This is a genomic window from Kluyvera sichuanensis, from assembly GCF_040930405.1.
Classification (GTDB): Bacteria; Pseudomonadota; Gammaproteobacteria; order Enterobacterales; family Enterobacteriaceae; genus Kluyvera; species Kluyvera sichuanensis.
The window spans coordinates 3,426,458-3,452,590 of sequence record NZ_CP162271.1 but is presented as its reverse complement, the minus strand read 5'-3'; the positions used below and the strand labels follow the sequence as shown (position 1 = coordinate 3,452,590).

General features: G+C 54.5%; 21 protein-coding genes and 1 pseudogene. 9 read left to right on the top strand and 13 right to left on the bottom strand.

Going from position 1 to position 26,133, the window contains the following annotated elements; translation table 11 throughout:
- Positions 1-43: 43 nt before the first annotated feature.
- The 3 genes from hmsP (at position 44) to AB2B48_RS16655 (ending at position 5,255) form a co-directional block, all read left to right on the top strand.
- On the top strand, positions 44-2,059 hold the full coding sequence (hmsP, locus tag AB2B48_RS16665; RefSeq protein ID WP_368299650.1) for a biofilm formation regulator HmsP: 2,016 nt from the start codon (positions 44-46) through the stop codon (positions 2,057-2,059).
- Positions 2,060-2,204: 145 nt separating this feature from the next.
- A complete protein-coding gene (locus AB2B48_RS16660; RefSeq protein WP_185667410.1) occupies positions 2,205-3,491 on the top strand; it encodes a dicarboxylate/amino acid:cation symporter in 1,287 nt (428 codons plus the stop codon).
- Between the two features lie 273 nt (positions 3,492-3,764).
- Entirely contained in the window at positions 3,765-5,255 is a 1,491-nt protein-coding gene (locus tag AB2B48_RS16655) for a M16 family metallopeptidase (protein WP_185667409.1), read from the top strand.
- Positions 5,256-5,429: 174 nt separating this feature from the next.
- Here AB2B48_RS16655 and AB2B48_RS16650 read toward each other — a convergent pair whose 3' ends face one another.
- Positions 5,430-6,359, bottom strand: a complete 930-nt coding sequence (locus tag AB2B48_RS16650) for a sugar kinase (protein ID WP_035893927.1) — start codon at positions 6,357-6,359, stop codon at positions 5,430-5,432.
- Between the two features lie 227 nt (positions 6,360-6,586).
- On the opposite strand from AB2B48_RS16650, the gene pdeH reads away from it, so the two are divergent.
- Complete coding sequence (gene pdeH / locus AB2B48_RS16645; protein ID WP_185667407.1) at positions 6,587-7,360, top strand: cyclic-guanylate-specific phosphodiesterase; 774 nt, start codon at positions 6,587-6,589, stop codon at positions 7,358-7,360.
- Between the two features lie 35 nt (positions 7,361-7,395).
- On the opposite strand, the gene AB2B48_RS16640 is transcribed toward pdeH, so the two are convergent.
- The 3 genes and pseudogenes from AB2B48_RS16640 to AB2B48_RS16630 all read right to left on the bottom strand — a co-directional run bounded on the left by AB2B48_RS16640 (position 7,396) and on the right by AB2B48_RS16630 (position 10,937).
- On the bottom strand, positions 7,396-8,712 hold the full coding sequence (locus AB2B48_RS16640) for an MFS transporter (protein WP_185667406.1): 1,317 nt from the start codon (positions 8,710-8,712) through the stop codon (positions 7,396-7,398).
- A 263-nt stretch (positions 8,713-8,975) separates the two neighbouring features.
- A pseudogene (gene yhjD / locus AB2B48_RS16635) lies at positions 8,976-9,905 on the bottom strand (inner membrane protein YhjD); the annotation flags it as partial.
- A gap of 132 nt (positions 9,906-10,037) precedes the next feature.
- Positions 10,038-10,937, bottom strand: coding sequence for a LysR family transcriptional regulator (locus tag AB2B48_RS16630; RefSeq protein WP_185667405.1), 900 nt, complete (start codon positions 10,935-10,937; stop codon positions 10,038-10,040).
- 119 nt (positions 10,938-11,056) lie between these two features.
- On the opposite strand from AB2B48_RS16630, the gene AB2B48_RS16625 reads away from it, so the two are divergent.
- Positions 11,057-11,815 (top strand): SDR family NAD(P)-dependent oxidoreductase, encoded by a 759-nt coding sequence (locus AB2B48_RS16625; RefSeq protein WP_368299649.1) that lies wholly within the window; start codon positions 11,057-11,059, stop codon positions 11,813-11,815.
- Between the two features lie 358 nt (positions 11,816-12,173).
- On the top strand, positions 12,174-12,800 hold the full coding sequence (locus AB2B48_RS16620) for a response regulator transcription factor (RefSeq protein ID WP_368299648.1): 627 nt from the start codon (positions 12,174-12,176) through the stop codon (positions 12,798-12,800).
- On the opposite strand, the gene AB2B48_RS16615 is transcribed toward AB2B48_RS16620, so the two are convergent.
- Both AB2B48_RS16615 and AB2B48_RS16610 read right to left on the bottom strand, forming a co-directional pair.
- Positions 12,777-13,217, bottom strand: a complete 441-nt coding sequence (locus AB2B48_RS16615; RefSeq protein ID WP_368299647.1) for a lysozyme — start codon at positions 13,215-13,217, stop codon at positions 12,777-12,779. The genes AB2B48_RS16620 and AB2B48_RS16615 overlap by 24 nt on opposite strands.
- A gap of 53 nt (positions 13,218-13,270) precedes the next feature.
- Positions 13,271-13,816 carry a GNAT family N-acetyltransferase gene (locus AB2B48_RS16610; RefSeq protein WP_368299646.1) on the bottom strand — a complete coding sequence of 182 codons (546 nt, stop codon included), beginning with the start codon at positions 13,814-13,816 and terminating at the stop codon, positions 13,271-13,273.
- Positions 13,817-13,952: 136 nt separating this feature from the next.
- Here AB2B48_RS16610 and AB2B48_RS16605 point away from each other — a divergent pair, with 136 nt between their 5' ends.
- A complete protein-coding gene (locus tag AB2B48_RS16605; protein WP_368299645.1) occupies positions 13,953-15,545 on the top strand; it encodes an STY4199 family HEPN domain-containing protein in 1,593 nt (530 codons plus the stop codon).
- Between the two features lie 60 nt (positions 15,546-15,605).
- Here the strand turns inward: AB2B48_RS16605 and AB2B48_RS16600 are convergent, their stop codons facing one another.
- The 4 genes from AB2B48_RS16600 to AB2B48_RS16585 form a co-directional block, all read right to left on the bottom strand.
- Positions 15,606-16,433: a bestrophin family protein gene (locus AB2B48_RS16600; RefSeq protein ID WP_368299644.1), complete on the bottom strand. Its 828-nt coding sequence runs from the start codon at positions 16,431-16,433 to the stop codon at positions 15,606-15,608.
- 63 nt (positions 16,434-16,496) lie between these two features.
- On the bottom strand, positions 16,497-16,916 hold the full coding sequence (locus tag AB2B48_RS16595; protein WP_185667398.1) for a hypothetical protein: 420 nt from the start codon (positions 16,914-16,916) through the stop codon (positions 16,497-16,499).
- Between the two features lie 56 nt (positions 16,917-16,972).
- On the bottom strand, positions 16,973-17,860 hold the full coding sequence (locus tag AB2B48_RS16590; protein ID WP_368299643.1) for a LysR family transcriptional regulator: 888 nt from the start codon (positions 17,858-17,860) through the stop codon (positions 16,973-16,975).
- Positions 17,861-18,235: 375 nt separating this feature from the next.
- Positions 18,236-19,324, bottom strand: coding sequence for a YncE family protein (locus AB2B48_RS16585; RefSeq protein WP_368299642.1), 1,089 nt, complete (start codon positions 19,322-19,324; stop codon positions 18,236-18,238).
- Positions 19,325-19,715: 391 nt separating this feature from the next.
- Here AB2B48_RS16585 and fhuE point away from each other — a divergent pair, with 391 nt between their 5' ends.
- A complete protein-coding gene (gene fhuE / locus AB2B48_RS16580; protein WP_368299641.1) occupies positions 19,716-21,854 on the top strand; it encodes a ferric-rhodotorulic acid/ferric-coprogen receptor FhuE in 2,139 nt (712 codons plus the stop codon).
- 27 nt (positions 21,855-21,881) lie between these two features.
- Here the strand turns inward: fhuE and AB2B48_RS16575 are convergent, their stop codons facing one another.
- A complete protein-coding gene (locus AB2B48_RS16575; RefSeq protein ID WP_368299640.1) occupies positions 21,882-22,826 on the bottom strand; it encodes a LysR family transcriptional regulator in 945 nt (314 codons plus the stop codon).
- Positions 22,827-22,944: 118 nt separating this feature from the next.
- On the opposite strand from AB2B48_RS16575, the gene AB2B48_RS16570 reads away from it, so the two are divergent.
- The gene (locus AB2B48_RS16570; RefSeq protein ID WP_368299639.1) at positions 22,945-23,685 is read left to right on the top strand and encodes a MipA/OmpV family protein; all 741 of its coding nucleotides are present in this window, start codon (positions 22,945-22,947) and stop codon (positions 23,683-23,685) included.
- A gap of 146 nt (positions 23,686-23,831) precedes the next feature.
- Here the strand turns inward: AB2B48_RS16570 and gorA are convergent, their stop codons facing one another.
- Together gorA and AB2B48_RS16560 are read right to left on the bottom strand one after the other, a co-directional pair.
- Entirely contained in the window at positions 23,832-25,184 is a 1,353-nt protein-coding gene (gene gorA / locus AB2B48_RS16565; RefSeq protein WP_368299638.1) for a glutathione-disulfide reductase, read from the bottom strand.
- 104 nt (positions 25,185-25,288) lie between these two features.
- Positions 25,289-26,131, bottom strand: coding sequence for a 23S rRNA (adenine(2030)-N(6))-methyltransferase RlmJ (locus tag AB2B48_RS16560; RefSeq protein WP_333012722.1), 843 nt, complete (start codon positions 26,129-26,131; stop codon positions 25,289-25,291).
- Positions 26,132-26,133: the final 2 nt, after the last annotated feature.

The window sequence follows — 26,133 nt, the reverse complement described above, 5'->3', positions numbered from 1 at the left end:
TCTCAATGCCTGAGCAATACGTTCGTATTAGTGGAGAGCTCTTTTGCGCGTTAGCCGTTCCCTTACAATAAAACAAATGGCCATGGTTGCAGTTGTTACCATGTTGTTTTTATTTGTCTTTTGCTTCATTTTACTGTTCCACTTCGTACAGCAGGATCGCTATAACACTGGGGTGCAATTAGAGAGCATCGCCCGCTCGGTACGTCAGCCGCTGTCGGCTGCCATCCTTAAAGCCGATATTCCCGAGGCAGAGGCCATTCTTGGGCGCATTCAGCCTGCCGGCATCGTCAGCCGGGCGGATGTCGTGCTGCCTAACCAGTTTCAGGCGCTACGCATGAGTTTTATTCCGGAACGTCCGGTTCCGGTCAATATCACGCGCATTTTTGAACTCCCGGTGCAGATTTCACTGCCGCTCTATTCGCTGGAACGGCCTGCTAACCCGCAGCCGCTGGCCTACCTGGTGCTGCAGGCAGACCCTTATCGTATGTATAAGTTCGTGATGAGCGCGCTGGCAACGATAGTGACCGCTTACTTTTTGCTCGTTTTAATGCTGACCGTCGCGCTGACCTGGTGCATCAACCGACTGATTGTCAGGCCGCTGCGCAGCATTGCCTATGAAATTCACGATCTGCCGGGGGCGGATCGCATCGGGCATCAGCTCTCCCTGCCGCGTCTGCACCACGATGATGAAATCGGTACGCTGGTGCGCAGTTACAACCGCAATCAGCAGGCGCTACTACGTCAATATGACGATCTGAGCAATCAGTCGACCCGTTTCCCGGTCTCTGACCTGCCTAACAAAGCTTTCCTGTTAGGGCTGCTCGAACAGAGCCTGGTGCGCAAAACGCCGGTGGCACTGCTGACTATCGCCTGTGAAACCTTGCAGGACACCGCGGGCGTGCTGAAAGAAGAGCAGCGTGAAATGCTGCTGCTGACGCTGGCAGAGAAGATTAAGCAGGTGATCTCGCCGCGCATGGTGCTGGCGCAGGTCAGCGGCTACGACTTCGCGATTCTGGCCTATGACGTCAAAGAGCCGTGGCATGCCATCACATTAGGTCAGCAAGTACTTACTATCATTAATGAGCGTCTGCCGCTGCAGGGCATTCAGCTGCGCCCGAGCGCCAGCGTGGGTATTGCGATGTATAACGACGGGTTAACGGCGGAGCAGTTCTATCGCCGCTCGCTCTCGGCGGCCTTTACCGCACGACGCAAAGGGAAAAACCAGATTGAGTTTTTCGACCCGGAGCAGATGGTAAAAGCGCAAAAGCGCCTGACCGAAGAGAGCGATATCCTGACCGCGCTGGACAATGAGCAGTTCTCCGTCTGGCTCCAGCCGCAGGTGGAAACCAGCACCGGCAAGGTGTGCAGCGCGGAAGTTCTGCTGCGCCAGCGCCAGCCGGACGGTAGCTGGGCGCTGCCGAACGATCTGATCGACAGCATTGAATCCTGCGGCCTGATGGTGACCGTGGGGCACTGGGTTCTGGAAGAGTCGTGCCGACAGCTGGCGGCCTGGCAGTCGCGCGGCATTATGCTGCCGCTGTCGGTGAACATCTCGGCGCTGCAGCTTCTGCATCACGACATGGTGTCGGATATGCTGGCCCTGCTCAACCGCTATCGCATTGCGCCGGGTACACTGGTTCTGGAAGTGACAGAGAGCCGACGCATTGACGACCCGAAAGCCGCTGTCGCCATTTTACGACCGCTGCGCAACGCCGGTGTGCGCATTGCGCTGGATGATTTTGGTATGGGTTACGCGGGTTTGCGCCAGCTACAGCATATGAAATCTGTGCCGGTGGATATTCTGAAGATCGACAAAATCTTTATCGACAGCCTGCCGGAAGACACCAGCATGGTGGCGGCCATCATCCAGCTTGGGCGCAGCCTGAACCTGAAAATGGTTGCTGAAGGTGTTGAAAATAAAGAGCAATATGCATGGCTGCGGGCGGCGAATGTCGATATTTTGCAGGGCTTCCTGTTTGCTCGCGCCGTCCCGATGGAGACCTTTGAGCAGGATTATCTCGGTAAGGACAATTCACTACTGCCGGGAGATCGGAGTTAGCGATTGTGCGTGTCAGCTCAAAGTTTTAACAATTAAGTATCAAATTAACGTACATATATTTCGATAATGTTTCTTGGATGTTATTTTGTGCCAACAGGTAAAAATAATCCCTACATTTCCTGTGGCTATAGCTTAAGGACATCCTATGAAAACCTCATTCTTCAAAAGCCTCTATTTCCAGGTGTTGACGGCGATAGTGATCGGTGTGCTACTCGGTCACTATTACCCGGAATTAGGCGCGCAAATGAAACCGCTCGGCGATGCCTTCGTCAAACTGATTAAAATGGTTATCGCGCCGGTTATTTTTTGTACGGTAGTGACCGGCATCGCCGGTATGGAAAGCATGAAAGCGGTGGGGCGCACCGGTGCCGTGGCGCTGCTCTACTTTGAAGTGGTCAGCACCCTCGCGCTGATTATCGGTCTGGTGATTGTGAACGTGGTGCAACCCGGTGCGGGGATGAACGTTGACCCGGCAACGCTGGATGCGAAAGCGGTAGCGATGTACGCCGAGCAGGCAAAAGATCAGGGTATTATCGCCTTCCTGATGGATATCATTCCTTCCAGCGTGATCGGTGCCTTTGCCAGCGGCAACATCCTGCAGGTGCTGCTGTTTGCGGTGATGTTTGGCTTTGCGCTGCACCGCTTGGGCAGCAAGGGTCAGCTGATTTTCAACGTTATTGAAAGCTTCTCGCAGGTTATCTTCGGCATCATCAACATGATTATGCGCCTGGCGCCGATTGGTGCGTTCGGGGCGATGGCCTTTACTATCGGCAAATACGGCGTGGGTACGCTGGTGCAGTTGGGCCAGCTTATCATCTGCTTCTATATCACCTGTATTCTATTTGTGGTGGTGGTGCTGGGTACGATTGCGCGTGCGACCGGGTTCAGCATTTTCAAATTTATCCGCTATATCCGCGAAGAACTGCTGATTGTGCTGGGGACCTCCTCTTCCGAATCCGCGCTGCCGCGTATGCTCGACAAGATGGAAAAGCTAGGCTGCCGGAAGTCGGTGGTGGGGCTGGTTATCCCGACCGGTTACTCGTTTAACCTCGACGGCACCTCGATTTATCTGACGATGGCGGCGGTGTTTATCGCTCAGGCGACCAACAGCCATATGGATATCTTCCATCAGGTGACGCTGCTGGTGGTGCTGCTGCTCTCCTCGAAAGGGGCCGCAGGCGTGACCGGTAGTGGCTTTATCGTCCTGGCGGCGACCATCTCGGCGGTGGGGCATCTGCCGGTTGCTGGTCTGGCGCTGATTCTGGGTATCGACCGCTTTATGTCGGAAGCGCGTGCGCTGACTAACCTTATCGGTAACGGCGTGGCGACCATTGTCGTGGCGAAACGCGTGAAACAGCTGGACGCTAAACAGCTGGACGATGTGCTCAATAACCGTCCGACGGCGAAAGAACCGCACGAATTATCCTCTTAATCTCCTCACTTAAGCCCGTACTCCCTTGCTGGAGTGCGGGCTCCTGCGCATAATTAGGCGGCGTCATTATTTAGCTATGTTAGCTTATGGTTGCCGTAGATTTTATTTTCCTTAGCCATGTGACGTTTTTGCGATTGTGTGGTCTAACTGACGTATTTACTTCATTATTTTAGGCAATCGCCCGCGGCGGTTGTCTTTTATACCCACTGGCCTCCGTGCGCGCGTCGCCCGGATGACGGTGGGGATAACCAGGAACGTTCATCAGGGGTTCACATGCAGGGCACAACAATTCGACTTTTAGCCGGTGGTTTGCTGATGATGGCAGCAGCCAGCTATGTGCAGGCAGAAGCGCTCCAGCCGGACCCGGCCTGGCAACAAGGCACGTTGTCTAATGGCTTTCAGTGGCAGGTACTTGCCACTCCGCAGCGCCCGAGCGACCGTGTAGAAATCCGGCTCTCGATTGATATTGGTTCACTGAACGAAAGCGCCCAACAGACGGGCTATAGCCACCTTATTCCGCGGATCGCCCTGACTCAGAATGGCGGTCTACAAACCATGCAGGCTCGCTCCATGTGGCAGCAGAGCATCGACCCGAAGCGGCCGCTGCCGCCGGCGATTGTCTCTTATGATTACACCCGCTTTAACCTGAGCCTGCCGAACAACCGCAGCGACCTACAGAAAGAGGCGCTGAACTGGCTCGCGACCTCAATTGGTAAACTGAGCATTACACCGGACACCGTCAGCTACGCACTGGGCGTGCAGGATATGGTGGCTACCTGGCCGCAGGATACCAAAGAGGGCTGGTGGCGCTATCGTCTGAAGGGTTCCACCATGCTGGGACACGACCCGGCTGAGCCGTTGAAACTGCCGGTAGATGCTAAACACGTCGCCGAGTTCTATCAGAAATGGTACACCCCGGATGCGATGACGCTGATTATCGTCGGCAACGTCGATAGCCGTGCCACCATTGAGCAGATCAGCAAAACCTTCGGTGGGCTGAAGGGGAAACGTGAAACGCCTGCGGCGGTGCCAACGCTGTCGCCGCTTCCACCGGAAACGGTAAGCATCATGACCAACGCGGTGCGCCAGGATCGTCTCTCTATTATGTGGGACACGCCGTGGCAACCGATTCGTGAGTCTGCGGCGCTGCAGCGTTACTGGCGTGCCGACCTGGCGCGTGAAGCGCTGTTCTGGCATATCCAGCAGAAACTGAGCCGCACCAACATGAAGGATATCGGCCTGGGCTTTGACTGCCGGGTGCTGTATCTGCGCGCCCAGTGCGGCATCAACCTGGAATCGCCGGGCGAGAAGCTGGAAAGCAACCTGGGGCTGGTTGCCCGCGAGCTGGCGGCCATTCGTGAAAAGGGTCTGCCGGAAGATGAGTTTGATTCGCTGATTGCGCAGAAGAAGCTGGAGCTGCAAAAACTGTTCGCCACCTACGCGCGGATGGACACCGACATGTTGATTAGCCAGCGCATGCGTTCGTTGCAGAACCAGGTGGTGGATATCGCCCCGGAACAGTATCAGAAGCTGCGTCAGAGCTTCCTCGAGTCGCTGACGCCGGACATGCTCAACCAGGATCTGCGCCAGCAGCTTTCGCAGGATATGGCGCTCGTCCTTCAGCAGCCAACCGGTGAGCCGGAGTTCAATATGAAGGATCTGCAGGAGGTGTGGGGCAAGATTATGCTGGCACCGACGGCAGAAGCTGCCACGGCGACGGAAGAGAGTCATCAGGATGTGACGGATATTCCGCCGGCGCAGTAGCGGGTTTTTCCCCCTCACCCTAACCCTCTCCCAGAGGGAGAGGGAACCGTTTGGTTTTCCCCCTCGCCCCTATGGGGAGAGGGCCGGGGTGAGGGGGGAAACCCCCGCACTTAACGTACAGACGAAAAAAAACCTCTCCTAAGCCGGAAGAGGTTTTTTTATACCCGCGAAACCTTACGCAGGCATCGCGTCGCGTGGAATAATCGCCCCACGGTGCTGAATTACGGTGCTCGCCGTCTGGTGACCGCGCTTCGCCGCTGCTGCCGCGTCGCCGCCGGTTAGGCGGACGGACAGGTAGCCTGCGCTGAAGGAGTCACCCGCTGCGGTAGTATCCACCACTTTCTCTTTTGGCAGCTTAACTGCCGGTACGTCAACCAGCGCTTCGCCGGTAATCGCCACCAGGCAAGAGTCTGCACCGCGCTTCACCACCACTTCACTCACGCCTGCGGCCTGAGTGCGAGCGATAACCTCTTCAACCGGCTTCTCGCCCCACAGCGCGTCTTCGTCGTCCAGCGTCAGGAAGGCAATGTCGGTGCACTGCAGCATCTGCTGATAAACCTGCTGAGTTTCTTCTTTGCTGGCCCACAGGCGCGGACGGTAGTTGTTGTCAAAGATGACTTTGCCGCCGTTAGCGCGACACTGTTTCAGCAGCGCAATCAGCTTCTCACGGCTGGCCGGGCTGAGGATAGCAAGGCTAATGCCGCTCAGGTAGAGGTAGTCAAAGCCTGCCAGCTGTTCGCAGATGGCGGCAGACTGCTCGCTCTCCAGCCAGAATTTAGCGGCGGCTTCGTTACGCCAGTAGTAGAACGTACGCTCGCCGGTCTCATCGGTTTCGATGTAGTACAGGCCAGGCATACGGTCGCTCATGCGTTGAATCAGGTCGGTTTTGACGTTCTCTGCCTGCCAGGCGTCCATCATCTGCTGGCTGAAGGTGTCAGTGCCGAGTGCGGTGACGTAGTTGACGCTCAGTTCAGCAGGAGAGACCTGGCGAGCAATATAGACGGACGTGTTTAAGGTGTCGCCGCCAAAGCCGCGGTTAACTTGTGCGCCCTTCTCGGACAGCTCAATCATGCATTCGCCAATCACGGCAATTTTTTTGGACATAGTCATCAACCTGATTCGGTAAATTTTTCGTAGTGTGCGCTGTGGCTATTCGTTGGTCAACTATATTAAAACAACGTTCCATTATTTTTTTTGAGCTAGCGCGTGTTACGGCCGATTTATCCTCTTTAGTGAAAATAAAATGGCTCAAACTGAACATAAAGTTCTCACTTGCCCCGCCGATAACTTTATCACTAGACCCTCTGACCCTCTCTTCACAGGAAGCTTAAATGACGTTAAAGCAGGTGAACCAGCGGGCGAGAGTACCTGATGCGGAGCTGGAAAGCCTACAGCAACTGCGTTACTGGCAAGAGTGTGAGCGTGTCTATACCTACCAGCCTATCTACACCATTCAGGGCCGCTTGATGGCGATTGAAGTGTTAACGATAGTGACCCATCCCTCTCAACCACAAAAACGTATTGCCCCGGATCGTTACTTCGCTGCAGTTTCTATCGGCCAGCGCATCCATGTCATCAAAGAACAGGTGACGATGCTGGCAAAAAGGAAGCATTTCTTTGAGCAAAATAAGGTGCTGGCATCGGTCAACGTCGATGCGCCCACGCTGCTGGAAATGCGTCAGGACCGGATCCTGAAAACGATGATTGAAACGCTGCCCTGGCTACGCTTTGAATTGGTGGAGCACATGGCGCTGCCGCAAGATTCCACGGTGGCCTCGCTGTGCGAATTTGGCCCGCTGTGGCTGGATGACTTCGGCACCGGTATGGCTAACTTCTCGGCGCTGAATGAAGTGCGCTACGACTACATTAAAGTGGCCCGCGATCTGTTCATTATGCTGCGCAAAACCCCTGAAGGCCGCAAACTGTTTATTCTGCTGATTGAGCTGATGAATCGCTATTGCGAAGGGGTGATTGTGGAGGGGGTTGAAACGCTGGAAGAGTGGCGCGAAATTCAAAACTCACCTGCTGCCGCCGCGCAGGGCTATTTCCTTTCTCGACCAGTGCCGATGTCGACGCTGGAATCCTTGATGATCAATCTGGTGTGAAACTGGCCTACGTGATGTAGGCCAGCTCCATTATTTTAGAGTGATTCGTGACGCGTTTCGTGCGTCAGCAGCAGCGCAATCAGCGTCAGTGCCGCCATGGCTGCCAGATAGACACCCACGTAGAATAACCCATAGCTACTCTGCAACCAGGCCGCGATGTATGGCGCAACGGACGCACCCAGAATCGACGACACGTTGTAGGAGAACGATGCCCCGGTATAGCGCACTTCCGTTGGGAAGAGCTCCGGCAGCAGCGCGCCCATTGGGCCAAAGGTCAGACCCATCAGGCTCAGGCCAACCAGCAGATACAGCATAATCAGCGCCGGATTACCGGAGCCCAGCAGCGGCTGGAAGAAGAACAGCGCGAAGATGATAATCAGGCTGGTGATCACAATCATGCTTGGGCGACGACCGAAACGGTCCGCCAGCAGGCCTGCAATCGGCACCATCACGCCAAACCCAATCACCGCCAGCATCAGCATCCACAGGACTTCGTTACGCGGCAGCCCCAGGCCATTCGGCGCGGCGGCGGTGCTGTAGGTCATCGAGTAGACGGTCATGATATAGAACAGCGTATAGGTCGCCAGCATGATGAAGGTGCCAAGTACCGTCACGCGCACGTGCTTGCTGAGCAGGGTGCCCATCGGCACTTTAACCTGTTTCTTAGCGGCAGCGACCTTGGCGAACACCGGCGTTTCATGCAGCGAGACGCGCACGTACAGGCCGATAATCACTAACACCGCAGAGAAGATAAATGGAACGCGCCAGCCCCAGGTCATGAACTGCTCGTCGGTCAGCAGCCAGGAGAGCAGCAGGAAGGTGCCGTTAGCGAAGAAGAAGCCAATCGGTGCGCCCAGCTGCGGGAAGGATCCGTACAGCGCGCGTTTGCGTGGCGGGGCGTTTTCCGTCGCCAGCAGCGCCGCGCCGCCCCATTCACCGCCAAGACCGAGACCCTGGCCAAAGCGCGCCAGCGCCAGCAGGACTGGAGCCATAATGCCGATGGAGGCATAGCTCGGCAGCAGGCCGATAACCACGGTGGAGATCCCCATGGTCAGCAGCGAAGCGACCAGCGTGACCTTACGCCCGACGCGGTCACCGAAGTGGCCGAAGAGCGCGGAACCAATAGGACGAGCGACGAAGGCGATAGCGAACGTTGCCAGCGATTGCAGCGTTGCCGCCGTCGGATCGCCCTGTGGGAAGAAGATATGCGGGAACACGATGACCGCAGCGGTGGCGTAAATATAGAAGTCGAAGAACTCAATGGCGGTGCCGATGAGTGAGGCCACGACGACCTTATTACGCGAGTTAACCGGAGCGGAAGCCTGTTCGTTATCGAGTGTTGTGCTGGTCATAGTCTTTTCTAATATGTATAGCGAACGAAAGGCCATATTAGACATAGCAAAAGCGACATTTCAATCTGTAACAGGATTGTAAAATGGTGAAAAGAGGGGCAAAAAGTGGATAATTTTTATACCAGTAAATTATCAAACATGAAATGCTTCACATTTTTCGTAAATTAGATGATAAAACTGGTTTTTGGTTAAATAAAAGTTACAGGCTGGATTTATATGCTAATTCGGTGGGTTGGGCTGAAATTTTCAGCCCAACCGGGCGGTTAGCGGTGGGTTTTCCCCGGCATTCTCGGGTCGTCCTTGTACTCCGCCGTAGCAATCCACGCGGCGCAGAACAGCGTCAGGCGGGCGAAGAAGTAGAAGAACGCCATCAGGCCAAGCACGGAACCAAACGCGGCGCCGGACGGGGATTTCACCAGCGTCGGTAGCGTCCAGGTCATGATGATTTTGATCACCTCAAAGCCGATAGCAGCAATAAAGGTGCCGCGGATCAGCGCCTTTTTACGCGGGCGGTGGCGGGGCAGTCGCCAGAAAATCCAGAAGAACAGCAGGTAGTTGGCGAAGATCGAAATTGCCAGACCTATCAAGCGCCAGGCGGGCTTCAGCCACTCAATGCTATCGAGATAGAGCGCTGAGATAATCAGCTGCTGCGCCGACCCGGCCACCGAGGTAATGGAAAGGGTGACAATCAGCGCAATCAGCAGGCCAATCAGCGACACGAAGTCACGCAAGTATTTAATCCAGATGGCCTCCTGATCCTGCGGCGTGCGTTCCCAGACGTCGCGCGACTGGGCGCGAATAGCCTCGCGCAGGTTGCCCATCCAGTTGATGCCGGAGTAGAGGGCGATACACAGGCCGACCAGGCCGACGGTGGTACGCTGCTGCACGGCGGTGTTGATGGTGCTTTTGAGCGTGGCGGCGAGCGTCGGGTCGCTGACGTTGGCCAGGATCTTATTGAAGATGTCCTGTAGCAGCGTCGGATGCGAGGCAAGAATAAAGCCGGCGGCGGCGAACGACACCATCAGAATGGGGATCATCGATAAGAATGAAAAGTAGGTAATAGCCGCGCCAAACTGATTTCCCAGCCTATCGTTAAAGCGCTCAGCGGCGCGAATCAGGTGGGCGATGACCGGCTGGCGCTGAATCTTCTGCGCCGTGGTGGTGACGCTGTCCAGCGCCTTGCTAGCCTTTTGCTGTAGACGTTTATCGTTGTTTTCCGACGTCATCAGGGAGATTTTCCTTTTTATTGCTTTTACTTAAGTATAGAGGGTTCCCCGGAGTCGGTGCGTTGCACCTCGTCCAAGCAACCCAAAGCGCCGCCGGGATCAATCCACATATCCCTGCAACACGCCGGTTAACCATTCCATAAACAGGTGTACCCGCCGCGATAGGTTACGACGGTGCGGGTAAATTAACGACACCGGCATCGGCTCGGCCCGATGCTGCGGGAGAATTTCAACCAGCTCGCCGCTGTGCAGCGCTTCGCGCACGCCAACGCGCGGCACCTGAATAATCCCCAGCCCTGCCAGGCAGGCAGCATGATAGGTTTCCGTGCTGTTCACCGTCAGCACGCCGCCGGTTTTGACCCACCTGGTGCCGCCCTCTTTCGCTACTTCAAACCCCTGCGGGCGCACGCCGAGATTGGTGGCGTAGTGCACCAGCGCATGGTTGCTGAGGTCGTCCAGCGACTCGGGATAGCCAAAGCGCGCCAGGTAGCCTGGACTAGCACAGTTAATGATGGTCAGTTTGCCGAGCGGCCGGGCAATCAGCCCTGAATCTTTCAACGACCCCACGCGTACTACGCAGTCAAATCCTTCGCGAATCACATCGACTAAGCGATCGCTGCTGCTGAGCTCAAGCTCAATGCCGGGATAGTGCTGCAAAAAAGCGGGCAGTTTGGGGATCACCACCTTACGGGCGATACCTACCGGCATATCCACGCGCAGCCGCCCGCTCACGCTGCTGGGGTCGCTCTGAAACATGCTGTCCAGTTCGTCGAGGTTGCTCAGCAAATCTTTAGCGCGCTCGTAGTAGACCATCCCATCCTGAGTCAGCAGCACCCGTCGAGTGGTGCGGTGCAGCAGGCGGCAACCCAGATGGTTTTCCAGCGCCTGAATTTGTCGCGATACGCTACCTTTAGGAAGGCCAAGGGTATCCGCCGCGCGGGAAAAACTCTCCAGTTCAGCGACGCGGATGAACAGTTGCATTGCGTGAATTTTATCCATCAGCATGCCCTATTGTTGTTCTGAATGAGACAGTGAAGCGTAATCAGGGATATTTATTGTTCTTTTATCACCTAATAAGCTTGTTCTCAACGAACACACCCACTGAAATGAGGTTTCCCATGACTCAACGTATTGCGTTAGTGACCGGCGGTAGCCGCGGACTCGGTAAAAATGCGGTGCTGAAGCTGGCCGCGCAGGGAACGGATATTATCTTCACCTACAACAGTCAACGTGATGCCGCACTGGAAGTTGTGGCCGAAATTGAGCAAAAAGGAGCGAAAGCCGTAGCATTACAGCTGAACGTCAGCGATGTTGCCAGCTTTGCGGCCTTTACTCAGCAGGTGAAAGAAGCGCTGAATCAGGTCTGGGGTCGCGAGACGTTTGATTATTTAGTGAACAACGCCGGGATTGGCCTGTATGCCTCCTTTGCTGAGACCTCCGAGACGCTATTTGATGAGCTGATGAATATCCATTTCAAGGGACCGTTCTTCCTGACTCAGTCGCTGCTGTCGCTGATGGAAAATGGCGGACGCATCCTCAACGTCTCGACCGGGCTGGCGCGTTTTGCGCTGCCGGGCTATGCCGCCTACGCCTCAATGAAAGGGGCGATGGAAGTGCTGACCCGCTATCAGGCAAAAGAGCTGGGGGCGCGCGGGATTTCGGTCAACATCATTGCGCCAGGGGCGATTGAAACCGACTTTGGCGGTGGCCGCGTTCGCGATAACGACGACCTGAACAAGTACGTGGCGTCGCAAACCGCGCTGGGTCGCGTTGGGCTGCCGGATGATATTGGCGATGCGATTGCCGCGCTGCTGAGCGATAACCTGCGCTGGATGACCGCGCAGCGCATCGAAGTTTCGGGCGGCATGTTCCTCTAAGACTGCAATAACGCCTTTGCTTTGCAAAGGCGTTATTTACCTATCGTGCGGAAAATAGTCTTAATCAGGAATTATTATTCCCTTTACTTCCGCCTATCCTCGCAATAACCTACATTCCCATTTAATTAATATTATCGTAGCGACACACTTATCTAATCCATTTCTTAATTAAAATATGATGACATATGTGAATGCGTAATGGTGGTGTGACGGTTGTAAGTATTCATAATTATGATGTTTAGATCGCCCGATATCTACGTAAAATGACCCAGGCCAAACGGCGAGTTCTTATTTAAGGTTGTGGGGATTACTCTGCACGCCATTAGAATTCGTTTTATTTTGATATGGGGAATCCATTATGCAGGTAGTGATGTTTGACAGGCAGTCAATATTTATTCATGGAATGAAAATCAGCTTACAGGAACATATTCCAGGAATTGATATTTCTGCTGTCAGTCAGGCCGATGACCTGTGGCGGCAACTGTTACAGCATCCGGATGCGCTGTTGATTCTTGACGGCGGCCTTGATCACGGCTTCTGTCAGTGGCTGCTGCAGGAAAAGTACCAGCAGTTTCCGGAGTCAAAGGGCATTATCATTGTGAATGATTATAACCGTGCCTGGCTGAACGATATGATGGCCTATAACCTACAGGCGATTATCCCCAGGGATGCCAGCGTCGAGATATTTGTACAGACGATCAAAAGCGTCATGCGCGGTCTGATTTGCCTGCCGGGCGATTGGCGAATGGAATATGAGCAGGAAAAACAGGGGTTGGATAATCTGAGTCAGCGTCAGCGTGAGATATTATCGCTGCTGGCCAATGGTGAGTCGAATAAGGAAATTAGCCGAACGCTGAATATTAGCGCTGGCACCGTAAAAGCGCACCTCGAATCACTGTATCGCCGCCTGGGTGTTAAAAATCGCACGCAGGCCGCTATGCTGATGAATAATCGGGAAGCTTCAGCTCATATCGCCACGGAATAACGCCGCTTCAGCCTGGCGCTGCGTCGCCAGGCTGGTCTGTGACGCCCCTTGTTGCTGCCAGAGCGCCAGCGCATCCGCCATATGACCCTGGTTCATCTCACGCACGATAGTTGACTGCTGTACGGCTTCTGGCCCCAGACTGAAGGCCAGCGACATCAGGGCATCGGACTGATGCTGGTTTAATGGCACCTTCATGCAACGGTGCAGCACCTGGTGATAATAATCCACGTCCTGCTGAAACAATTGCTCGGCCTGAGTGAGCGTAATCGGCCCATCAAAACGTTCCTGGTCGCGAATCAAATGCCCGTAGCCCACGATCCACAACCCATCTGCATCCTGATACTTTTCCAGCGACAGCCCCTGATACTGCTTTATTAGTTCCAGCCCCAGCAGGCTTGGCGTAGCGACATGTAACATCTTTGGCCCTCATTCAATGGAATGAGGAGTGTAAAAGAGTCGTCCACACGGGACTATTGGCCGGATGTCTGGGACGTATCAAACTCATGACTCAGTAAGCCGAAAAGCCAGTCATTTTGCCACTGCCCGGCCAGGAAGTAGCTTTCGCGTAGCTCGCCTTCCAGCATAAAGCCCTGCTTTTCCAGCGTACGTCGGGAGGCGATATTACCTGCGGTGACCGTCGCCGTCAGCCGTCGTATACCGCCATGCCGGAAGGCGTAGTCGCAGACCGCGCGCAGCGACTCGCTGCCATAGCCTTTTCCCTGCGCCTGTGGGGAAAACAAAAAACCAACCTCGGCGCAGTCACTATCACGATGGATATAGCCGGTTATCCCCAGCGGCGTTTGTGCGGCGTCGCGCACCACCAGACACAGCCAGTGTTCGGCTCCCGGCGTCCAGGGGTGCAGGCGTGCGTCGAAGGCTGCCCGAATCTCCTCTTCGCTTCGGCTATCTGCCACATAGCGCATTACCTGCGGGTGCTGCTGTAAGGCCAGGAAAAAGGACCAGTCGCTTTCGGTAATCAGGGTGCAGCTTAAACGTTCGGTGGTGAGCGCGATCATAATTTCTCATTCTGATAGGTGGCGCGGGACTGTTAATTTGCCTGAATTGCTCTATGGTGTAACGACAAAAATAACAAAGCAGTAACATATTAATCCTAAGGCTAAAAAACCTTGCTGTTGATTAAGGAATGGGAAAATGTCGACGTTATCGCGACAGGTTGGCCAGCAGTATGAGCATTGCCTGAGCGTGATTCGCCAGGCCTCGATGGAGATCCTCACGCTGCTTAAGCTGCGCGTGACGGAGGGCAAAGATCCCCGGTGGTTTCTGGAACAGCTCGATCAGGCGCGATTGAACCTTGGCGGCTGGGGCGCGGTGGCCCAGCGGCTTAACATTAACGACAGCCAGCTGAGCGAATTTATGCTCCAGCTGCGTCATCTTCAGCAGGGCATTCCCTCATATGAACATGGGCAGACGGCCACCGAAAATCAGCTGATTGCGGCCGAGCGCTTTGTTGTGACGCTGGAACAGATAAAACAGCAGCAGCCGCTGCTGATGTTTACCACCGGCTACGCCAGCGATGCGGAACAGCTGCAAGAGCAGGCGGAGCGACAAATTCGCGCGATCCATCTTACGCTACGCGGGCTGGTGATGCAGGTCTGGCCGGATATTCCGCATCTCCATCAGTATCTTAGCGTTCAGTTTGGTTCTCACGAAGTGATGCGCTGGCGTTCCCGAAGCCCGACGGAAAGCGTGCTTGATGGCATGACGTTTAGCGAGCTGGCGCTGTTGATTGTCGATAAAAAGGCCTTCTCCCGCCACTACTCTTCGCTTTTTAACCATGCCGCATCGCTGACCTTTCTTGCCGAACAGCGCTTGACGCTACATACCTTTCTCGAAGATGTTCGCCGGATGCGTAATAAGGTGCTGGCGCATCATTCGCTGACGGAGGTTGAGTGCCAGTTGTTAGAGCTCTATACCGAACAGGTCACCACGCCGGTACAGCACGCCTACGAGCAAGGGCGTACGCGCGTCAATCCCGCTAGCCTGATGGCGGCAGACGGTAGTGAAATTCAGCGTTACTGGACGCTTGCACAGGATTATGCGCATGCCTGGGGCGTTGATGGAAAGCCCATTGCTGACAGCATTGAACGCCTGTCTCATAAGGCGCGTGAACGTTCTGATACGCATGAGCGAATTGCCGCAGCCGTACTGTGGGGAGCGGTTGCCGTGACGGTGCTGGGGATGGCGCTTGGCGGTATCAGCCTGTTGACTTCCGAACCGACGTCGCGGCCGTACGTCGAGCCGCCACCGCCGGTTACCGTGGCACAAGCAGAGAGTACAACGACGGCCTCTCCTCGCGATCTGCTGGCCAGACGCGGGATCTTATGGGATCGCAATGCGCTGCGGGCGGCTATCGATCGTAATGATCTTGAGGTAACGACGCTGTTTTTACGCGGCGGGATGACCTGGCAGCTCGCCTGGACGGACTCGGCGATGGCGGCCCAGCACGAAGAGGTGCTGAACCTGCTGCTGCGCTATCACCTGCAAATGGATGAACTGAAACCCTGTCGACGGTTTATCAATACGCTCACGCTCGAACTGTCGCGCGGCGCTCAGCTCAGCGCGATTCGAAAATCTTATCTACAGGCGTTTTGCACCACTCCCGCCGTGGTGGCGCGTCAGCGTCTGGCGGTGGATAACGCTCAGCAGCGCAGTAAAGCAACGGGCGATGCTGAAAGCAAAAAGTGGCTGACGATTCAGAAATCGGTCTACGATGTGATCCGCTGAAAACAGGACCATACCGCTCCCTCTCCCGGTGGGGAGAGGGCCAGGGTGAGGGGGGAAACCTTAAAGCAGCCGGTAGTTGGCGTCCGGCGCCATTTTTGTTGGTATCAGACTGTCTTTCATCATCTCCCGCAGGTCTATCTCAATCGCATTGCAAATCGCGTTAAGCGGCAGGTCGTTATCTTCAGTACCGAATGGGTCTTCCAGTTCGGTCGCGATAGCGTCGAGCGCCAGCAGCGCGTAGGTGGTAAAGATAGAAAACAGCAGGGTCATAAAGCCAAAATCATGGATCAGCAGCAGCGGATATACGGCGCAAAAAATGCCCACCGTCCGGTGCAGCAACAGCGAGTAGGCATAGGGAATCGGCGTGTTGCTGATGCGCTCGCAGCCGCCCTGGATGGTACTCATCTGATTGAGATAATGATTGAAATTGCGATAGATAAACTCATCGGGCCGATGCAGATACAGCCACTGCCCAATATTTTGCAGCAGGGCGTTGCAGGGGGTGGTGAGATGCTGATAGTCCAGCGCGCGCGAAACCGGCACCGGCCCATGACGCAGCTTGGCTTTTAACGTGGCGCAATAGGTAACAATCAGGTCCAGTACCGCCATTTTTTCTTCTGGGCTCGCCTTGGTGGTATTGATGACCTCGCGCATCAGCGACCGGCTCACGATGAGCAGATCGCCCCACAGTTTGCGTGCTTCCCAGTAGCGCAGCCAGGCCGTGTTGTTGCGAAAGCCGATAAACACCGATATCGAAATCGAGATACCGATAAAGTAAAACGAGCTCTCCTTGGCGATGATGCCGTGCAGATTTAAGAGCGGTAGCACATACAGATAGACGATATTCAGCATGATAAAGAAACAGAGCTGAGGAGAAATTTTTCTCATGATGGAACCGCGCCATGAGAATAATTTCCGCAGCCAGGTTTGCTCCGGCCTGACGATCATGGTTTACGCCTTCTCTGGGGACAGCGCTAAAATAGAGTCGTAAACCACCTGCAGGCGCTCCAGGTAATGGGCAAACACGCTGGCTTTATCATTAATAGAAATGTGGCGGTCCAGGTTACCCTGCATGTCGATACAGGCGGATGGAAGTTCAATGCGGCCAAGCTCGGCGGATTCCACTTCGAAATGGATCTCGATTTCGCCAAAAAGGCGTGTGCGAATAATATTGATGTAGACGCCATCGAAAACGCACACGCAGAGACGGCCTTTTTCGCTCGGCTGAATATAGTGATGATACTGCCGCCCGGTCGTGGTGATTTGCGTGATAAGCTCCATGGAATAGAGATTCCAGTATTTGTCCATTTTATTTTTCTGATTAAAAATGAGCAGCGATTTTTCTTCTGGCGAAATAGTACAAATAGTCATTATCTTAACTTATCGAGATGAGTGGTTGGAAAAATAGTTAATATCGCCACGGGAGATTACATGGCATTTTGTATCACGTTATACTGGGTCACAAAGTTAATATAGTCGCGAAGCACCGCAGGGTTATGCGTTTTGCTTTGGTAGATCATCCAGAGATCTATTTTCTGAACCTCCCACAGAGGTAATAGCGTAACCAGTTGGGCGCTTTGCAAATACGGCTTAACAATATATTCGGGTAAAATTGCTACCCCGGTACCCTGCAACGTTTGCTGCAAAATATAGGTTAGATTGTCGCTGGTATGGCGCAACGGCATCGCTAATTCATAAGACTCATCGTGCTGGAATAGCGCAATGCTTTTCCAGGTCTGGTGCGTAATCAGTTCACAGGACTGCAGCGCCTCAGGGTGCTGAATATCGTGCGCGGCCTGGTACTGCGGCGTACAGACGATAAAGCGGTTAAATGTCCCGAGGAAACGACCAATACAGGTGTCATCAGAAGGCTTACCGATACGGTACGCCACGTCAAACTCGCTGCCAACGTTGCCATAGAAAGAGTCTGCGGTAATTAGCTGTAGCTCAATGTTGGCATGCGTTTGCAGGAACTGATGGTGCACGGCGGGTAAAATGCTCGCCATAAATCCCGGTGGGGCAATAATCTTCAGCTTGCCGCCGGTCTGATTATGCAGCGCCTGCACCGTTTTATCGCCGCGTACGCTGGCGTCCACCACTTCATGGCAGTAGGCCAGATAGCGCTCGCCGTCGTCGGTCAGCGATATTTTTCGCGTCGTGCGATTCAGCAACCTGACGTTGAGATATTCCTCAAGAGCACTCATTCGCTGGCTGATACGCGACTTTGTCATACCCAGTTCAGCGGCGGTTTTGGTAAATGAACCGTTTTCTACGAGAAGCGCAAAAAGCGCCATATCCTGAACGTGCTTGAGCATAACTTAACCTTAATGTACGACAGCGCGAAATTATACGGAGGGGGCATGGCGCTGTATATACCGGATTGTTTAATAAAGAAGACCGAATTGTTTAATTATTTGCATATACAAAATAACATACTTCAGATATGAGCGGCATGGCAATAAGCATCAATAATAAAGTATTAACTGAATGCTCCTAATGGGTTATGAAAATAATCAATGATGATTATTTTAGCTGAGTATTATCCTGGCGGTGATGGTGGGGTTAAAAAAAGGTATAAAAAAAAGCGAATAATAAATGCATGTTTCTAAAGCGTAAATAATGCAGACCGGAAAAGAGAATCGCCATCCGGTACGATGTCGCACCGTACCAGATGGGGTTAGTACGGCAGGTTAGTTCAGCACAATGCGCGCTACGCTATCCGGCCCCTTCGTCGAGTAGTCTTTATTAAAGTCCTGCTTCAGGGTCACGTACAACGTGTTGCCGTCATCGGAGAGCAGCAGGCTGTTCGGGTGAGTGGTGAAGTCCCAGCTCTGCTTCACGGCGTAGCTGGTGGCATCCAGGCGCAGCACCTTCTTCGACTCACGCTGGCTGATAAAGAGTTCGTTACGCTTCGCGTCAAACTTGATGCCCAGTGCGTCACCCTCAATGCGTTTAATGACCTTACCGGTATGCTCATCAAACACCAGCGTGGTTTTGGCTTTGGAATCATCAGTGACAAACAGACGGCCGGTTTTTGGGTCTTCCGCCATATTCAGCAGCAGGTACTCTTTGCCGTCGCCCGGCGTCCAGCGCTGCTCAATCTTATAGCTTTGCGGGTTGATAACCAGCACTTCGCCAGCGCCGTTGGTGGCGTAAATACGTTTTGTCACCGGTGAATAGATGATGCCGGTAACCCATTTGCCCGCGTTATCAATTCGCGCCTTCTGGGTCATGGTTTTGGCGTCGACAACCGAGATATAACCCGGCTCGGCGACACGGCCGATAAACAGCAGCCCATCGTGGAACAGCACTTCACGCGCGCCTGCCGGGTCACCGTCTTTGTCTTTGCCATCGAGCATCAGACGCTGCAGCACCTTGCCGCTCTTCGCATCAACCTTTGACACGCCGCCGTCCAGCGAGTTGGTGACGTAAAACGTTTTGCCATCGCTATCGACCGCCATACCAAAGTTTTTCAGGTCGGTATGGGTGGTGCCGGTGACAGCCAGCGAAGTGGGGTCTACGCGATAAATCACGCCGCCGTTGACGTCCTTAAAGCTCTGCGCGCTGGCCACAAACAGCGATTTCTCGCCGGAGAACAGCGCCATTTCATACAAACCATCACCCAGCGCGTTTTGCGTGACGCCCGCAGCCGTCTTCAGCGCCGCAGCGCTCTCGGCAGGCTGTGCGTTTTCAGCAAGAGCAGGCAGCGAGTGGAGGGTAAAAGCGGCAACGAGTGCGGCGCAGAGCGCCGTTTTGCGCGGGCTGAATAACGATACCATTCGAAACTCCATCATTGGATAAGCGGTTCCCGGCAGAGGCAGTGCGGTGACGGGATATTTTAATAAGAATGAGAATCATAATTATTTATCACAAATGCACAAATTCGCCGATAGCCATTTTTCGCGGTAACGCATAAGCGCCGTGGAAAACTCAGGGAAAGACAGGCGTAAAACCAGGGCAACGATATGAAAATAAAGAAATATACATTTACTTACATTTAACCGATAAAACCAACTGCGCTGCATAAAGCGAGTGATTATCATTGGCATTCTCATTTGTTGTCATTGTCGCTTTTTTACGCAGCTCAAAGCTTACGGAAAGGCGCGTCATTTCCTGGCGCTGCGAGCGGCAAGACCTCACTCACAACAACAAGATCTGATGGGACCCAATATGTTCTTTAATGGCAGGGAAATCAGCGGGAAACCGCTCACCGTTTCGCTTCTTGCGCTGGCGATTCACGGCTTTGTTCACCAGGCTCAGGCCGCAGAAACCAGTCAGGAGATGGTGGTCTACGGCAGCGGGGAAAGTGCGGCCGATGAGCAGCAGGATTATGCGGTAAAAACCACCCACGCGGGCACCAAAATGAATCTGGCACCGCGTGATATCCCACAGTCCGTCAGCGTGGTTACGCACCAGCGCATGCAGGACCAGAACCTGCAAACGGTAGATGAGGTGCTGACCAACGCCACCGGCGTCTCATCGCAGCAGATTGACTCTGAGCGCAGCTATTATTATTCACGCGGTTTTGAGATAACCAACTTTTCCTACGATGATATTCCCACCTCGCTGGGAGATGCCTGGAACTACGGCGATGCGGCGGAGGATACCGCCATCTATGACCGTATTGAGATCGTACGCGGTGCCAACGGCTTAATGACCGGTGCAGGCGACCCGGGCGCGACGGTCAATATGGTGCGCAAACGGGCGGACAGCAAAGTGGCAACCGGTAATATCAGCGCTAGCTACGGCAGCTGGAATAAGCAGCGCTATGTTGCCGATCTCTCGACACCGCTGAATTCAGACGGCAGCCTGCGCGGGCGTATTGTGACCGGCTATCAGGATCAGGACAGCTGGCTGGACCGCTACCATAAAACCAAGAAATTCCTCTATGGCGTGGTGGATGCCGATCTTACCGACAGCACTACCGTGTCGCTGGGCTGGGACTACCAGAAGTCCAACACCGGCAACCCAACGTGGGGCGGCCTGCCGAGCCTTTACAGCAATGGTGCGCGCACGCACTATGACCGCAGCACCAACACGGCGGCAGACTGGACGCGCTATCAGGTAGAGTCCCGCAAGGTGTTTATCGACCTGACCCACGAATGGGATAACGGCTGGTCGTATCGCTTCAACGGCACCCACGGCGAGCAGACCTTCAACGACACGCTGCTGTACGTGATGGGCAACCCGGATGCGGATACCGGCGACGGCGCGACCGGTTGGGGCAGTAAAGATAAAGGCAAGCGCACCGTCGACTCCTTCGATACCTACGCCAGCGGGCCGTTCAAGCTGCTGGGGCGGCAACATCAGCTGATGGCTGGCGCGAGCTACAGCCGTCAGCACAACGCCACCTTCAGCCAGGATGGGCCGATGGATGCCAGCCAGATTGGTATCTTTGATAATAACTGGGACGGCAGCGTCGCGCAGCCGGAGTGGGGCGATTGGTATCAGAACGCCGACGATATTGTGAGGCAGAAGTCGGCCTATACGGCGGCGCGCCTCTCGCTTGCCGACCCGCTGTCGCTGATTATCGGCGCGCGCTACACCCAGTACAGCACCGACGGCAGCAGCGGCGATATGCGCAAATACAACATCACGCCGTACGGTGGGTTGGTGTATGACCTGACCGAAAGCCTGTCGGCCTACGCCAGCTATACCTCGATTTTCGCGCCGCAGACCAAACGTTCCGCCGGAGGTTCATGGCTGTCGCCGGTGACCGGCAAGAACTATGAAACGGGTCTCAAGGCTGACTGGGCGGACGGACGTTTAACCACGAACTTCGCGGTATTCCGTATTGAGCAGGACAACGCGCCAGAAGCGGTGAGCGGTGAGTTCGTCAATGGCTCCAGTGAACAAGCGTATCGTTCGACCAGCGGTGCGGTGAGCAAAGGGGCAGAGTTCGAGGTTAACGGTGCGGTCACCGATAACCTACAGCTCACCTTCAGCGCCACGCGCTACGTTGCGACGGACAACGCTGGACGCTATAACAGCTTTGCGCCGCAGACGCAGCTGAAGCTGTTCACCCGCTACCGTGTGCCGGTGATGCCGGAGCTGACTATCGGCGGTGGTGCGAACTGGCAGAATCGGGTCTATCAAGACGTGACCGGGCCGGACGGCGACACCCAGCGCCTCTACCAGAGCAGCTACCCGCTGGTGAGTCTGTTCGCGCAGTATCAAGTCACCAAACAGCTGGCGGTGCAGGCAAACGTCAACAACCTGTTTGACCGCGAATACTATTCGTATCTGGATGACTCCGCCGTTTATGGCGAGCCGCGTAACATCTCGGTCAGCATGACCTACGCTTTCTAAAATCGCGCCCCGGCTTCGTGCCGGGGATTATTCCTGTCGTGGCTGTGCCACCTGACGACGAAGTTCCTCCAGAACTTCATCCAGAATAAACTGCACTCGCCACGGCTGGTATTCACGTTTGCGGTAGATAGCCACCAGATCGAGCCACCATTCGTACTGTTCGGCGAAGCAGGGGGCGAGCACCCCGGATTGAATATCGGCCTGTACGCTACTTTTCGGAGCAAATACAATCCCAAGCCCGTTGCGCGCTAACTCCAGCGCCGACTGTGTGTTATCGCAGATATAGTTGCCGGTGACGCGAAAATCGCGGATCTCCTGGCTTCCCGCGAGGCTAAAACGCCAGATATTGGCATTATTAATCAGCATCGAATCCATCAGAATGCAGGAATGCTTGTCGAGGTCATCCGGCGAGGTGATAGGGTGCTCCATCAGATACTGGGTGCTGGCGTAGGCGCTGACCGCATATTTCGCGATAAAACTCGCCACCAGGGATTCATTTTTGGGCTGAACGCAGGAAATTAAAATATCGCAATCATCGGGGAATTCGGAACCTTCATAAAATGATTTGCGTTCCAGATTAAACGTTTTCAAATATAAGCTGATATTGCCGATATCTTTTATGGTATTGACCACGTTACGTGCCAGATAGGCGTTAATCATCGTCGGCGAATAAATGGTGACGCGGCCATTTTTTTCATGCTTATAGTCAGCCACGAAATTATTAAGCTGGGTTTCTTTTTCCAGTAGACCGTTAACGTAGGGAAGCAACGACTCACCAAAGCGGGTTAGGGTGAGCTTACGCGAGGAACGCTCAAAGATTTTAAGCCCCACTTTTGCTTCAACATCAGAGAGGTAGCGACTGACGTTGGCCTGCGCCATGCCCAGCACGGTAGCGGCGTGGCTGATATTTTCGCTGGCGGCCACCACCGAAATTATTTTTAATTCCTGAGGCTTAATCTGAAGTTTCTTCATTGCCCGGCTCTATATATAAATTGATATAGATCTATATAAATATTGAGATTGCATCAATATTAATACGAATATTATCATATTTGACATCAGGATATTATATTAGGTTGGAACAACGGGAATGTCAATTAAGCGTAATGCTGCGCTACTGTTATCGCTCTCTTTTATTTCAGGTGCATCATCGGCGGCGCTATCGGTTGGGGCGGGTGCGGTATTTAATGAATCTATTTATCGCGGGTATAATGAAAATACTCATGCGGTGCCTATCGTTAATTATGAAGGTGATTCATTTTATATTCGTCAAACCACGTTAGGTTATGCGCTATTTAAAAATAAGCGCGATGAAGTCAGCCTGACGGCTTCCTGGCTGCCGCTCACCTTCGACCCGTCGGATAACGACGATAGCGCCATGAAGCTGCTGGATAAGCGTAATAGCACCGCAATGGCCGGTGCGACGTGGTATCACCATGAAAAGTGGGGCAGCCTGAAGATGTCGGCGGCGGCAGATATTCTGGATAACAGCAACGGCTGGGTCGGTGAGCTCTCTTATTTCCGCGTGCTGCCAATGGGCAAGCTGGCGATTATCCCTACGCTGGGGGTTTATTACTATGACGATAGCTTCAACCGTTATTACTACGGCGTATCGGGTGCGGAATCCCGCCGCAGCGGATTAGCGCAATGGTCACCGGGCAGCAGTTGGATGCCGTACGTTGGGTTGACGATGAAGTACCCGCTGACCAATAACCTGATGCTGACGGCAAACGCGAGCTATAGCGTGCTGCCTGATGAGATTAAAAATAGCCCGATGGTTGATCGTGATGGGAGCTTTACCGTGCTGACTGGGGTGAGTTGGCGGTTTTAGTGCTCGATGCAATCCCGGCGGCGCTTCGCTTGGCCGGGCTACACGCTCATGTAGCCCGGGCGAGGCGTTGACGCCGACCCTGGGGGAAAGCCCGCATAAAAAAAGCCAGACATCCGTCTGGCTTTTTGTCGTTCAGGCAATCTGCCTTAGCGCATGGTGACGAACTCTTCCGCCGCCGTAGGGTGAATCGCCACGGTGTTGTCGAAGTCTTTCTTGGTGGCGCCCATCTTCAGTGCCACGGCGAAGCCCTGCAGGATTTCATCCATGCCGAAGCCAATACCGTGAATACCGACGATCTTCTCTTCCGGGCCAACGCACACCAGCTTCATACGGCACGGCTGGCGGTGCGAGGTGACGGCGGTGTACATGGCGGTGAAGGAGGATTTATAGACCTTCACGGCGTCGTCGCCATACTGCTCGCGCGCCTGCGGCTCGGTTAAGCCCACGGTGCCGATTGGCGGGTGGCTGAAGACTACGGTCGGGATGTTGCTGTAGTCCAGATGCTCATCCGGCTTGTTGTTAAACAGACGCTCGGAGAGGCGACGGCCTGCGGCCACAGCCACCGGGGTCAGCTCTACCGCACCGGTGTTATCGCCCACGGCATAAATGCCAGGAACGCTGGTGTTCTGGAACTTATCAACGACGATATAGCCTTTATCGTTGGTTTTCACGCCCGTAACGGCCAGGTTGAAGTTATCGTTCGCCGGTTCGCGACCAATCGCCCAAATCAGGCAGTCAACGGTCTGGCTGCGGCCATCTTCCAGCTCCAGGGTCAGGCTGCCATCGGCATTTTTGACCACGGCTTTTGGAATGGCGTTAGTGTGCAACTGCGGGCCTTCGGCGTTCATCACCTCAACCAGTGTCTCGACGATTAACGGATCGAAACTGCGCAGCGGCGCGTGTTTACGTACGAACAGATGGGTTTCAGCACCCAGGCCGTTGATCACGCCCGCCAGTTCCACGGCGATATAGCCCGCGCCTACCACGGCAACGCGCTTCGGCAGTGCCGGCAACTCGAAGAAACCGTTGGAGTCGATACCGTATTCCACGCCTGGAATATTCGGGTGACTCGGACGGCCGCCGGTGGCGATCAGGATATGATCGGCGGTGATCGTCTCACCGTTCACTTCGATGGTTTTAGCGTCAACAAAGCGTGCAAAGCCTTTGATTACGTCAACCTTGTTCTTACCCAGCACGTTGTCGTAAGAGGTATGAATACGGTCGATGTAGGCGGTGCGACTAGCAACCAGCTTATCCCAATCGAAGTTGTTGATGGTGGTGTCGAAACCGTAGTCCGGGCCATACATGTGAATCGCTTCGCGAATCTGCGCGGCATGCCACATCACTTTTTTCGGTACGCAGCCGACGTTAACGCAGGTACCGCCGAGATCTTTGGCTTCGATTAACGCGCACTTCTGGCCATACATGGCTGCGCGGTTAATGGAGGCGATACCGCCGCTGCCGCCGCCAATGGCGATGTAGTCGTAATGTTTGGTCATGGCCGCTCCTGAATGTTCAATGTTGAGCGGGTGAGCATCATGCTACCCGCCAAAATACTCGCGATTGTATACCTGAAGCTGATAGGTTCCACCGATGCCTGCGATTACTCCGGCACGATCCAGTTTACCAGCGTGTGCCCGGTACCTGCCGGAACCAGCTTGCTGTGCAGCCACGGCAGTACGTTGTTCATCTGTGCTTCCAGCTTCCATGGCGGGTTAATCACAATCATGCCTGAGGCGGTCATGCCGCGCTGATCGCTGTCCGGGCGTACCGCCAGTTCAATTTGCAGGATTTTGCGAATGCCGGTCTCTTCAAGGTCGCGGATCATGCGCTTGATTTGCTGACGCAGCACGACCGGGTACCACAGGGCATAGGTGCCGGTGGCAAAACGCTTGTAGCCATCGTTGATCCCGCTCACGACCGCCTGGTAGTCAGTTTTAATTTCGTACGGTGGGTCGATAAGAATCAGGCCGCGACGAGAAACCGGCGGCAGCTTGGCTTTCAGCTGCTGGTAGCCGTCGGCACGGTCAACGCGGGCGCGGTTATCTTTCTGGAATTCAGCGCGCAGCAGCGGGAAGTCGCTTGGGTGCAGCTCGGTCATCTGCAGGCTGTCCTGCTCACGCAGCAGCTGGCGGGCAATCAGCGGGGAGCCAGGGTAGTAGCGAAGCTGGTCGGTGCGGTTGAAGTGTTTGACCACGGAGATGTACGGCACCAGCTCTTCCGGCAGGTCGTCCTGCTGCCAGATGCGGGCAATCCCTTCCAGGTATTCCCCGGTTTTTTCGGCGTGCTCGCCACTCAGCTGATAGCGGCCTGCCCCGGCGTGGGTGTCCAGATAGAGAAACGGTTTTTCTTTCTCTTTCAGCGATTCAATGATCAGACTCTGAACGGTGTGTTTTAAAACGTCGGCGTGGTTGCCTGCGTGAAAGCTGTGGCGATAACTGAGCATGG